The 11,522-nt window shown below is 70.1% G+C and carries 9 protein-coding genes; 5 read left to right on the top strand and 4 right to left on the bottom strand.

Translation table 11 applies throughout. The annotated features are described in order from the left end of the window. Positions 1 to 35: 35 nt before the first annotated feature. From AB8P05_RS17935 to AB8P05_RS17915, 5 genes are all read left to right on the top strand, one after another. Positions 36 to 1,724 (top strand): methyl-accepting chemotaxis protein, encoded by a 1,689-nt coding sequence (locus AB8P05_RS17935; RefSeq protein ID WP_472759624.1) that lies wholly within the window; start codon positions 36 to 38, stop codon positions 1,722 to 1,724. A 2-nt stretch (positions 1,725 to 1,726) separates the two neighbouring features. Beyond that, positions 1,727 to 3,991: a hybrid sensor histidine kinase/response regulator gene (locus AB8P05_RS17930; RefSeq protein ID WP_472760125.1), complete on the top strand. Its 2,265-nt coding sequence runs from the start codon at positions 1,727 to 1,729 to the stop codon at positions 3,989 to 3,991. Next, positions 3,988 to 5,106: a chemotaxis protein CheB gene (locus tag AB8P05_RS17925; protein WP_472759623.1), complete on the top strand. Its 1,119-nt coding sequence runs from the start codon at positions 3,988 to 3,990 to the stop codon at positions 5,104 to 5,106. The genes AB8P05_RS17930 and AB8P05_RS17925 overlap by 4 nt, the downstream gene beginning before the upstream one ends. Positions 5,107 to 5,129: 23 nt before the next feature. Further along, positions 5,130 to 5,870, top strand: coding sequence for a response regulator transcription factor (locus tag AB8P05_RS17920; protein ID WP_472759622.1), 741 nt, complete (start codon positions 5,130 to 5,132; stop codon positions 5,868 to 5,870). 94 nt (positions 5,871 to 5,964) lie between these two features. Continuing rightward, on the top strand, positions 5,965 to 7,626 hold the full coding sequence (locus tag AB8P05_RS17915) for an ATP-binding response regulator (RefSeq protein WP_472759621.1): 1,662 nt from the start codon (positions 5,965 to 5,967) through the stop codon (positions 7,624 to 7,626). A gap of 53 nt (positions 7,627 to 7,679) precedes the next feature. Here the strand turns inward: AB8P05_RS17915 and AB8P05_RS17910 are convergent, their stop codons facing one another. From AB8P05_RS17910 to ngg, 4 genes are all read right to left on the bottom strand, one after another. Beyond that, positions 7,680 to 8,087 (bottom strand): HEPN domain-containing protein, encoded by a 408-nt coding sequence (locus AB8P05_RS17910; protein WP_472759620.1) that lies wholly within the window; start codon positions 8,085 to 8,087, stop codon positions 7,680 to 7,682. Next, complete coding sequence (locus AB8P05_RS17905; RefSeq protein ID WP_455173777.1) at positions 8,074 to 8,421, bottom strand: nucleotidyltransferase family protein; 348 nt, start codon at positions 8,419 to 8,421, stop codon at positions 8,074 to 8,076. The genes AB8P05_RS17910 and AB8P05_RS17905 overlap by 14 nt, the downstream gene beginning before the upstream one ends. Positions 8,422 to 8,471: 50 nt before the next feature. Beyond that, positions 8,472 to 9,530 (bottom strand): osmoprotectant NAGGN system M42 family peptidase, encoded by a 1,059-nt coding sequence (locus tag AB8P05_RS17900; RefSeq protein ID WP_472759619.1) that lies wholly within the window; start codon positions 9,528 to 9,530, stop codon positions 8,472 to 8,474. Positions 9,531 to 9,655: 125 nt separating this feature from the next. Continuing rightward, a complete protein-coding gene (ngg, locus tag AB8P05_RS17895; RefSeq protein ID WP_472759618.1) occupies positions 9,656 to 11,491 on the bottom strand; it encodes an N-acetylglutaminylglutamine synthetase in 1,836 nt (611 codons plus the stop codon). Positions 11,492 to 11,522 lie beyond the last annotated feature (31 nt).

The following is an 11,522-nucleotide window of genomic DNA, read 5'->3' as shown; positions in this document are numbered from 1 at the left end:
ACCTGCATAGAGCCGTCCGGGGCTGGAGTCCGAGAATGAACATCAAAGTCGCGCACAAGCTGGTCCTGGGGTTCGGCGTGGTCTGCGTCCTGACCGCCCTGCTGGCGCTGTACCAGATGGCGCGTTTCTCCGACGCGCTGACCGTCATCATGGCGGTGTCGAGCTACGACACCGAAGCCGCCAATCTGGTGACGGACGTCGGCAACCTGCAGGCGGAGCTTCGCAGCACGCGCGAGACCGCGCTGAACGCCGTCACCGTCGCCAATGCCGAAGGGAGGGTCCTGGACATCCCGAACATCATGTTGCCGCTGCACCGGCAGTATGACGAGGTCGGGACGAAGCTGCGCAACACGCTGGGCCGGCTGCGCGCGCTGGTGGCGGAGCGTTCGTCCTACAGCGTGACCGACAACCGCCGCAAGGGCTGGGTCGAGCTGGACACCGCGGTCAACGAGATGAGCCGCGCCATCACAGCGGTCGGCGACGAGGCGCGGACCATCTACACCATGCTGGAGCGCAACCAAGTGCCCGAGGCGCTGCAGCGCCGCCAGCGCGTGGACGAGCTGCGCAAGAACATGGAGGCGCGCATCGCCGCCGCCCAGGCCGCCATCGACAACCTGACGGAGACCGGCCGCGGCGACATCCGGGCGATCTACAACTCGGCCATCCAGTCGTCGATCATCGCGCTGGTCGTCGTCTTCCTGATCGCGGTGGGCGTGGCCTATCTGATCGGCAGCTCCATCACCCGCCGGCTCGGCCGTGCCATCGATTTCGTCACCAAGGTCGGCCATGGCGACCTGACGCAGGAGGTCACGATCCCCGGCAAGGACGAGCTGGCCGTCCTGGGCCAGCATCTGAACGAGATGGCCGGCCGGCTGAAGTCGATGGCCCGCACCACCCGCGAGACCGCCGAGAGCGTCCACGCCGCCACCGCCCAGATCCGCGCCTCCACCCAGCAGCAGTCGGCCAGCGTCGCCGAACAGCTGGCGGCGGTGGAGCAGACCACGGCGACCCTGTCGGAAATCACCGAATCCGGCGCCCAGATCAACCGCCGCGCCCAGGACGTGGCCCACGGCGCCCAGACGGTGGCGACCTCCAGCCATTCCGGCATGAAGGCGGTCGACGACACCATCCAGGCGATGGACGCCATCCGCGAACAGGCCGAGGCGGTGGCCGAGAACATCGTCATGCTGTCCGAACGCACCCAGGCGATCGGCGAGATCATCGTGACGGTGAACGACATCGCCGAGCGCTGCCACCTGCTGGCGCTGAACGCCGCCATCGAGGCGGCGGCGGCCGGCGAGCATGGCCGCACCTTCTCCATCGTGGCGGGCGAGATCAAGAGCCTGGCCGACCAGTCGAAGGAGGCGACCGCCCAGGTCCGCTCCAACCTGTCGGAGATCCAGCACGGCATCAACGCCTCTGTCATGCTGACGGAGGAGGCGGTGAAGCGCGTCGCCGCCGGCAAGCGCCAGACCGACGCCACACAGTCCACCATCCGCACCATGGCGGAGAACATCCAGGAGAGCGTGCTGGCCTTCCAGCAGATCGTCGCCGGCACCAACCAGCAGCAGATCGGCCTGGAGCAGGTGATCCAGGCGCTGCAGAACATCCGCGAGGCGAGCAGCCAGACCGCCGCCGGCACCCGCCAGCTGGAAGGCGCCGCTGCCAACCTGAACAACCTCGGCCAGGGGCTGGTCGAGGCGGTGCGGAACTACCGGGTGTGACGATGCGCCGCCGGATCGCAAGCTCCCCGCCGGAGCGCCTGATGGACATCCGCCAGCGCCTGCTCGCCGCGTTCGAGATCGAGCACAAGGACCATCTCGCGGTGATCCGCGCCGGGCTGCGCGAGGCCGAGGCGACGGGGGAGCAGCCGGACCTCGTCGACATCCACCGGCGCGCCCACAGCCTGAAGGGCGCCGCCCGCGCCGTCGACCTGCCGGAGGTGGAAGCGATTTCCCACCGGCTGGAGGCCGCCTTCATCGCCGTGCAGAAGGGCGAGGCGGTGCTGGATTCCGCCGCCATCGCCGTGGTCCGCCGGGCGCTCGACGCCATCGAGGATCTGGTCGCCTGGTCGCTCCAGGGCGGCGAGGAGGTGGAGATCGCCGCGGTTCTGGCGGACCTCGACCTGCTTGCCGGCGGTCGCAACGGTGACGGCCCGCAGCTGGCCGCAGCCGCGCCGACCACCCAGCCAAGGGCGGAGCGGCGGGCGCAGCGGGCGCGCGCCGGGACGGTCGATGCCGACTCCGCGGCGCTGGTCCGCATCGCGGCGCAGGGGCTGGAACGGCTGTCGGAAACCGCGTCGGCCCTGCTGCCGGAGGTGGAGGCGCAGGCCGGGCTTGGCGAGGAGCTGCGGGCGATGCGCCAGGAATGGCGGGCGCTGGACCGGGCATGGCGCCATCTGCGGCTGCAGATCGGGCGCGGCTCCGGTGCGGAGGCGCTGGACGGGCGCGGCGCCCTGCCGGCGCTGATGGCGTTCGAGCGGCGCTTCCGCGCGCTGGGCGGGGCGCTGGATTCGGCGCACCGCAGCCATGACCGGCTGCTGTGGTCGATGCGGCGCTGGGGCGGCGGCTTCCAGCAGGACATGCGGCGCCTGCGCATGCTGCCGGCGGAGAACCAGCTGAGCGGGCTGGGCCGCATGGTGCGCGACATCAGCCGGGCCGAGGGCAAGGAGGTCGAGGTCGACGTCCGCGGGCTGGAGGTGGAGGCCGACCGCACCGTCCTGCAACGGCTGAAGGACCCGATCCTGCACATCGCCCGCAACGCCGTCAGCCATGGCATCGAGACGCCGGCGGAACGGCTGGCGCTGGGCAAGCGGCCGGCGGCGCGCGTCACCATCGCCGCGTCGGTGGAGGGCGCGCGCCTGCGCCTGCGCATCGAGGATGACGGGCGCGGGCTGGACCGCGGCGCGATCCTGCGCAAGGCGGCGGAGCGCGGGCTGATCGACGCCGACGAGCTTTCGGCGGGCGAGGAGATGCCGCTGGAGCGGCTGACCGAATTCCTGTTCCATCCCGGCTTCTCCACCGCCGCCCGCACCACCGAGCTGGCCGGGCGCGGCATGGGTCTGGCCATCGCCCGGCGGGAGGTGGAGCGGCTGCAGGGCAACCTGACCATTGCGGAGCGGCCCGAGGGCGGCACCGCCGTCACCATCGAGGTGCCGCTGAGCCTGCTGAGCCAGCGCCTGGTCTTCGTCGCGGTGCAGGACCAGATCCTGGCGATCCCGTCGGCCGACGTGGTCCGGCTGCGCACCACGACCGCCGACACGCTGTTCTCCGGCGTCGGGATCCCGATGATCCGCATCGGCGAGGAGGAGATCCCCGTCACCTCGCTGGCGGCGCTGCTGGGCATGGAGGCGCCGGTGGTGCCGAGCGCCGAACGGTCGCTGTCGCTGGTGGTGGTGCGGGCGGCGGACCGGCGGCTGGCGCTGGCGGTCGACCGCTTCGTCGCCACGCGCGAGACGGTGGTGACCGCGGCTGAGGAGACCGGGCTGGACTCCGGGCGCTATCTCGGCACCGTGCTGATGGACGATGGCGGGCCGGCGCTGGTGCTGAACATTCCCGGCTTGATGCCCCTGCCCGGCAGCGCCCTGCCCGCCCCGGCACGACCTGCGGACGATGCCGCCCCTGCCCGGGCGCATATCCTGGTTGTCGATGACAGCATCACCACCCGCACGCTGGAAAAGAGCATCCTCGAAGCCCATGGTTATCGGGTGACGCTGTGCGTGGACGGGCGCGAGGCCCTGGAGCGCCTGTCGGAAGGGATGGAGGTTGGCCTGATCATCAGCGACGTCGAGATGCCCCGGATGGACGGCTTCGCCCTGTTGCAGGCGGTGAAGGCGGACAGGCGGCTGGCGGAGATCCCGGTGATCCTCGTCACTTCGCGCGCCAGCGACGAGGACCGCGAGCGCGGCCTGCGGCTGGGGGCCGACGCCTATATCGTCAAGACACGCTTCGACCAGAACGAGCTTCTGGCCGGCATCCGGCGGCTGCTGTGAGCGGGCCGGAGAAGGCGGGGTCCCGACGCATCCGCGTGCTGGTGGTCGAGGACAGCCCCGTCATCCAGCAGCTGCTCAGCCACGTCATCGGCGCCGATCCGCGGCTGGAGGTTGCGGGCATCGCGTCGAGCGGCGAACAGGCTCTGCGCATGATCGAGCGGTCGGCCCCCGACGTGGTCTCGCTCGACATCCGCCTGCCGGGCATCGACGGGTTCGAGGTGACCAGCCGCATCATGCGGCAGAACCCGCTGCCGATCGTGGTGGTGGCGTCGGACGTGCGCGACCTCGACATCCCGATGCGGGCGCTGCAGGCCGGCGCGCTGGCGGTGGTGGAGAAGCCGGGCAGCATGGCGCGCGCCGACTACCAGACGGTGGCGCATCATCTCTGCACCCAGCTGGTCATCATGAGCCAGGTGAAGGTGATCCGCCACCGCATCACCGCCCGCCCCGCCCGGCCGGCGACCGGCGCCGCCCCCTCCGACGGTGCCGCCGACGGCGGGCTGCCCGAAGCGGCGGTGACGGCGGACGGGCGCCCGCGGCGGTTCCGGGCGGTCGGGCTGGTGGCGTCCACCGGCGGGCCGGCGGCGCTGGCGCGCATCCTGAAAGACCTGCCGCCGGGCTTCCCGCTGCCGGTCTTCGTGGTCCAGCATATGGGCGCGCCCTTCATGGCCGGCTTCGCCAGCTGGCTTGGCACGGTCTCCCCTCTGCCGGTGCGGTTGGGCGAGGCGGGTCTGGTCCCGCGGCCCGGGACCGTCTATGTGGCCCCCGGGGACCGCCACATGCTGGTGGACGGCGGCAGCATCCGCCTGTCGGACTCCCCGCTGGTCTGCGGCCAGCGCCCGTCCGGCGAGGAGCTGTTCCGGTCGATGGCGCGCGCCTACGGTGCGTCCGGCATCGGCGTGCTGCTGACCGGCATGGGCGAGGACGGCGCGCGCGGATTGGTGGACATGCATAAGGTTGGGGCCTACACCATTGCCGAACACGCCTCAACGGCGGTGATCCACAGCATGCCGGGCACCGCGGTGCGGCTCGGCGGTGCCGTGGAGGAGCTGCCTCTCGACCGGGTGGCCGGACGGCTGCTGCAACTGACCTCCGACGATAAGATGGCGTCATGAACGGACTCCGCACCTTGGTTGTCATGGGTTCCCAGACGCAGGGGCTTCTGCTGAAGCTGCTGCTGGAGGAACGCGGCGTGGAGACGGTCTGCGTCGAAGGCGTCGGGCCGGCCCTGGCCGAGATCGCCGTCATCCCGCGGGATCTGCTGATCGTCGAGGGCGAGCTTGCCGGTCCGCAGGGCCTGGCGGAGCTGCGGGCGCGCAGCGATGCCGCGGTGCTGGTGCTCGGCCGCGGCGCCGGGGAGCACGACCCGTCCGATCCAAAGGCGGTGGTGGAGGCCGCCTGCGCGCTGCTGGACCGGCGCACGGCGCCGCCGACGGTGCCGGAGATCTTCCGCCGCGCCCGCATCCTGATCGTCGACGACAGCGCGACCTACCGCGAATTCCTGCGCGCCGAACTGGAACAGGAGGGCTGCACCGTCACCGCCGCCCGCAACGCCGACGAGGCAGTGGCGGCGCTGGCCGGCGACGGGCTGGACTGCGTCATCCTGGATCTTGTGATGCCGGGAACCAGCGGCACCCAGCTCTGCGAAAGATTCGATAGGTTCCGGCGCCAGCGCGGACTGTTCTTCCAGATTGTCATCCTGACCAGCCAGGACGACGAGGAACAATTGATGATAAGCCTGAATGCCGGCGCCGACGATTTTGTTGGCAAGGCTCAGGAGATGGATGTGCTGAAGGTCCGCCTGATGGCGCTGCTGCGCCGGAAATACTTCGTGGAGGATCATCTGCTGCGGCTGCCGCGGCCTTCACCTTCCGCATAGGAGGGAGTAGAGCCATCGTGTGATTTCACAAGCACGACCGTCCGTTTATTCTCTGCGGACTTTCCCAATCTGTCCGACGGTCGAGCCGGTGCCCATGGCGATCAGCCTTCAGCCCTTCCACGGGACCTCGATCCCCAAAGATACCGACGCGAAAGACACCGACGCGATGCCCCGATCCTCGGCCAACCCCATGTCACCGACCGATCAGCGTTACCGGGAGTGTCTGGACAACGCGCGACGCGTCTGCGCCGCCGGCACGGTTCCGACCATGCTGGTGATCGGCGGCCCGGAGATGGCCGCCGTCCGCTGCAACGAGGCGCTGGCCGCGCTGCTGAACCACCCGCGCGCCGCCGTCCGTGACGAGAGCGGCCCCGGCCTGCTGCCCGGCGGCTGGCCAGCGGTGGCCGAGGCGCTGCGACCGCTCTACGCCGACCGGGACGATCCGGCGGAGCGGCCGGACTCCGCGCCGCTGACCCTGCCGACCGACCCGCCGCTGAGCCTGCGCGCCACGCCGCTGCTGGTGGACGGCCATGTGGTCGGCGTGCTGGCCTCGGCGACGCTGGACGGCGCCCTCGCCCAGATGGCCGAGACCATGCGGGCAGAGGTGGCGCGCACCACCGCGGCGCGCTCCCGCTTCCTTGCCTCGGCCAGCCACGACCTGCGCCAGCCCTTCCAGGCGATGCGGCTGTTCCTGGACGCCCTGACCAGCCAGGTGGACGGCAATGCGCGGGCAACCCGCACCGCTGGGATGCTGGCCAACGCCATGACGGCGGGCGAACAGCTGCTGAACGCCCTGCTGGACATCTCCACGCTCGACGCCGGCACGGTGGAGCCCGACCTGCAGCCGGTGTCGCTGGAGGCGCTGCTGCAGTCGCTTGCCGACGAATTCCGTCCGCAGGCAGAGGAGAAGGGGCTGCGCCTGCGCGTCCATGTGCCGGAGGTGCCGGGCGGCGCGGTGACCCGCAGCGACCCGATCCTGCTTGGCCGCATCGTCCGCAATCTGCTGGCCAACGCCATCCGCTACACCCAGCGCGGCGGCATCCTGCTGGGCCTGCGCAAGCGCGACGGGGAATGGCGGATCGAGGTGTGGGACACCGGGTTCGGCATCCCGCAGGACAAGCTGGACGTCATCTTCGACGAGTTCCACCAGCTGACCAACCCAAGCCGCGACCCCACCCGCGGGCTCGGCCTGGGGCTCGCCATCGTGCGGCGGCTGTCGGTGCTGCTGCAGGCGCCGATCGACGTGCAGTCGCGGTCGGGGCGCGGATCGGTCTTCGCCGTCACGGTGAACCGGCTGGAGGGGGAGGCGCCGGCCGGCGCCCCGGCCGCCGGGGTCCACGCCGAGGGCGGTCCGTCCGGGGTGCCGCTGGACGGCATGCGCATCCTGGTGGTGGACGACGACAGCATGGTGCTGTCCGGCCTGCTGCTGACGCTGGAAAGCTGGGGCTGCGCCTTCGTCTCCGCATCGAACATGCGCGAGGTGTTCGCGGCGGTCGACGGGCTGGAGGGTCCGCCCGACGCCATCCTGACCGACCTGCGCCTGCCGGGAAAGGTGTCCGGCTTCGACGTGATCGACCGCGTGCGCAAGCTGTTCAAAGCCGACATCCCGTCCGTGGTGCTGACCGGCGAGACGGCGCCCGAATCCCTGCTGGAAGGCCAGCGCCGCGGCTGCGCCTTCCTGCACAAGCCGCTGCACCCCGGCGAGTTGCGCCGGGTGCTGGAGGAGGTACGGCGGGACGGGAAGGCGGGCTGTTAGGGGGACTGCGGGCGGGCTCTCTGCACTCTCAGCCACTTAGCCCATTGGACGGATCAGGTCAGCCGAACCGTTGCCGCAAGCAGTCTCTCCAAGATTTCCAGCGCTTCGGAAATCGCGCGTGGCGATGGAGGTGGTGATTCGTCCTCTGGTGGATAACGATACTCGGTGGCCCAAGACGTAAACGGGCGGCATTGATCCAAGTCTACGGCCAGAGCCGGATACAGCGGGATGGTGACCGACGCCAGTTCGTCAAGATCATGGACTTTCCGGAAGCCGATGCCAGCGGCCACAAGAAGCCCCTTCATCGTCTTCTCGGCAGCCTGTTGGCAATGATAAGCGGCATTTCCCAGTGATGGCGGATCCATCGCCAGACAGGCTTGCGCGACCCGACGATCCTCCGCGGCTACTCTCCACCAGCGCCGTGCCTCTTCCAGTATCGCCGAGCGGTCACTGTCGCTCATAGACGATCACCCCCTCCCGATCGGCAATGTGGGAAAGCGACCCTGCCACGCCGCGCCTGCGTTCGAAAACCGAAGCGCGACATGCGACGATATCGACGGCGCGGTGATAGGAGCTGCGGGCTTCGTACTTGCTCCGCCAGGACAGCCGCTCCGGCGGCGTGTCGTCTTCAACCACCACGAACAGGTCATAGTCGCTGTCGCCCGTGGCATCGCCCCGCGCCTGTGAGCCGAACAAGATCACCTTCCGCGGCTGGAAATGAGCAATGACCGGGCGAAGCAATTCGTCCGGCACGGTCGGCGCAGGAACATGGCTGAGTCGGTCGGCGCCCGCCATAATCATCCTCCGAGAAACGACTCCAGTCTAACAGGCCCGAGCCGTTCCCCTCAATCCCGCGGCGGGCTTTGCATGTACAGCACCAGCAGCCGCGCCACGCATTCCAGCGCGTCGGCATGGATGCGCTCGTAGCCGTGCGAGGCGTCGATGCCGAAGCAGACCAGCGCCGTGCGGATGTCGTTGCCGGCCTCGATGGCGGATGCGCTGTCGCAGCGGTAATAGCGGAAGACGTCGCGCTGGTGCGGGATGTTCTGCGCCTGGCACAGGGTCAGCAGGGAGTGGGTCAGCGCCATGTCGAAGGGGCCGGTGCTGTCGGCCATGGCGATGGTGACGCCGTATTCGCTGCTGTTCTGGCCGGGGGCGGTGGTGCCGTTGTCGATGGTCACCATCTCCGCCACGTCCTGGTGCAGGATCGACGAGGCGCCGGACCCGACCTCTTCGGAAATCGTGAACAGCAGGTGGCAGTCCACCGGCAGGGACGCCCCGGCATCGACCACCGCCTTGGCCGCGCCCAGCATCACCGCCACGCCGGCCTTGTCGTCGAGATGACGGGAGACGATGAAGCCGTTCTCCAGGAATTCCGGCTGCGGGTCGATGGCGACGATGTCGCCGATGTTGAAGCCGCGCTCCTCCAGGTCCCGCCGGTTGGCGACCGGGGCGTCGACGCGCAGTTCCACCTGCTGCCAATTGACCGGCTGGGTATCGACCTCCTTGTTGAAGGTGTGGCCGGACGCCTTCAGCGGCAGGATGGTGCCGCGCCAGGGACCGCGGTCGGTCAGGATGGTGCAGCGCGCGCCCTCGGCGAAGCGGGAGGACCAGTGGCCGATCGGCACCAGCTCCATCCGGCCGTTGTCCTTCAGCATCTTCACCTGCGCGCCCAGTGTGTCGACATGGGCGACCAGCGCCCGGTCGGGGCTGCCCCGCACGCCCTTCAGGTCGGCGCGGATGGCGCCCCGCCGGGTCAGCTCATAGGGGATGCCCATCCGCTCCAGCTCCGCACAGCACAGGCGGACCACGTCGGTGGTGTATCCGGTCGGGCTGGGCGTGGTCAGCAGCCGATAGAGGATGTCGGTGACATAGCCCATGTCGATGGGCAGCGGCACGGCCATGGTCGGATTTTCCTCCTGCTGAGGCGCCTCTCTCCCCCGACGAAAATCCCCTCTCCCCCGGGGAGAGGGTTAGGGTGAGGGGGAGCGTGGCGAGGATTCTCGGGAGGGCACGCAATGCATCCCCCTCACCCTCCCCACGCCTCCGGCGCGGGGCCCCTCCCTCTCCCCGGGGGAGAGAGGGTGGACTTGCTAGAACACCCCCGCGTCTGGGGAAACAGCAGGTCGACGAAGCGTTCCGCCGTCGGCTGCGGTTCGTGGTTGGCGAGGCCCGGCCGCTCGTTCGCTTCGATGAACACATAGCCCGGCCGGTCCGGCGCCTCGACCAGCAGGTCGAAGCCGACGACCGGGATGTCCAGCGCGCGGGCGGCCACCGTCGCCACCTCCACCAGTTCGGGGTGCAGGCTGTCGGTCACGTCGTGGATCGTGCCGCCGGTGTGCAGGTTCGCTGTCTTGCGCACCGGCAGAACCTCCCCCGCCGGCAGAACGTCGTCCAGCGTCCGGCCGGCGGCGGCGAGGCAGCGTTCGGTCTCGGCATCCATCGGGATGTGGCTCTCCCCGCCGGTGGCGGCGGCGCGGCGGCGGCTCTGCGCCTCGATCAGTTCGCGGACGCTGTGGCTGCCGTCGCCCATCACCTCAGCCGGGCGGCGGACCGCGGCGGCGACCACCTTCTTGTCGATGACGACGATGCGCAGATCCTGCCCCTCGCAGAACTGCTCCAGCAGCACCGTGTCGCAATGCTGGCGGGCCGCGGCGATGGCGCGCTCCATGGTCTCCGCGTCGCGGACGTCCACGGTGATGCCGCGCCCCTGCTCGCCGCGGGCCGGTTTCACCACGATGCGGCCATGCGTCGCCAGGAAGGCGGCGTTCTCCTCCTCGTTTCCCGCGACCGCCTGTGCCGGAACGTTGAGCATGGCGCGCTCCAGCACGCGGCGGGTCACGGCCTTGTCGTCGCAGCGGCTCATGGCGACGGCGGTGGTCAGCTCGCTGAGGGATTCTCGGCAGACCACGCTGCGCCCGCCCCAGGTCAGGCAGAAGTAGCCGCCCTCCGCATCCAGCACGTCGACGCCGATGCCGCGCCGCCGCGCCTCGTTGACGATGATGGTGGCGTAGGGGTTCAGCCGTTCGCCCGGCAGGGGGCCGGTGAACAGCCGCTCGTTGATCGGGTTCTTGGTCTTCAGCGCGAAGGCCGGGATGCGGCGGAAGTTCAGCTTTTCATAGAGCGCAATGGCGTTCTCGTTGTCGTGCAGCACCGACAGGTCGAGAAAGGCGCGGCCGCGCGCCTGCACATGCTCCGCCACCGTGCGGACCAGCGTCTCGCCGATGCCCGGAAATGAGGCCTGCGGATCGACCGCGAGGCACCAGAGCGAACTGCCGTTCTCCGGGTCGCCGAAGGCGTGGGCGTGGTCCACCGCCGTCACCGAGCCGATCACCTCGCCGGTCGCGTCGTCGCAGGCGATGAAATGGGTCAGCACCCGGCTGTTGCGCGCTGCCACCAGGAAGGAGGCGGAGACCGGCACCATCCGCCGCCGGGCATAGATGCGCTGCACGGCCTCCGCATCCTCCCGGGTGCGCAGGCGGCGGACGCTGTATCCCTTCGGCCGGCGGCGCGACGGGCGGTAGTCGGTCAGCCAGAGCCGGAAGGTGTGGGAGGGGTCGAGGAACAGTTCCTGCGGGGCGCGGGACAGCGCGACATGCGGGTCCTGCAGGTAGAAGACGATGTCGCGGGTGCCCGGCGCCTCCTGCCGCAGGGTTTCGATCATACGGTCGAGATCGTCGAAGGTGTGGGCGAAGATCAGCCGGCCCCATCCGCAATCCACCACCACGTCGGCGCGCGGTGCCTCCGCCTCCTCCCCTGCCCCCGGCCCGGCCGCCGGCGGCCGGCCGGTGTAGCGCCGGGTGTGGCGCAGGCTGGCGCTGGCGGCGCGCTCCAGCCGGTGCGGTTTCACGCGGGCGTAGCTCATGGGATCCCCCTGATCGTCGGATGCGGCTCCA

Source organism: Azospirillum sp. VT-I1 (genome assembly GCF_055698305.1).
Note: the sequence above shows the minus strand (reverse complement) of the source record. Positions and strands in the feature narration are given on the sequence as shown.

Excerpts from the sequence above, each read along its gene's own strand:
- AB8P05_RS17935 (WP_472759624.1), top strand. The coding sequence starts at position 36 with ATGAACATCAAAGTCGCGCACAAGCTGGTCCTGGGGTTCGGCGTGGTC.
- AB8P05_RS17930 (WP_472760125.1), top strand. The coding sequence starts at position 1,727 with ATGCGCCGCCGGATCGCAAGCTCCCCGCCGGAGCGCCTGATGGACATC.
- AB8P05_RS17920 (WP_472759622.1), top strand. The coding sequence starts at position 5,130 with ATGGGTTCCCAGACGCAGGGGCTTCTGCTGAAGCTGCTGCTGGAGGAA.
- AB8P05_RS17915 (WP_472759621.1), top strand. The coding sequence starts at position 5,965 with ATGGCGATCAGCCTTCAGCCCTTCCACGGGACCTCGATCCCCAAAGAT.
- AB8P05_RS17910 (WP_472759620.1), bottom strand. The coding sequence starts at position 8,087 with ATGAGCGACAGTGACCGCTCGGCGATACTGGAAGAGGCACGGCGCTGG.
- AB8P05_RS17905 (WP_455173777.1), bottom strand. The coding sequence starts at position 8,421 with ATGGCGGGCGCCGACCGACTCAGCCATGTTCCTGCGCCGACCGTGCCG.
- AB8P05_RS17900 (WP_472759619.1), bottom strand. The coding sequence starts at position 9,530 with ATGGCCGTGCCGCTGCCCATCGACATGGGCTATGTCACCGACATCCTC.
- ngg (WP_472759618.1), bottom strand. The coding sequence starts at position 11,491 with ATGAGCTACGCCCGCGTGAAACCGCACCGGCTGGAGCGCGCCGCCAGC.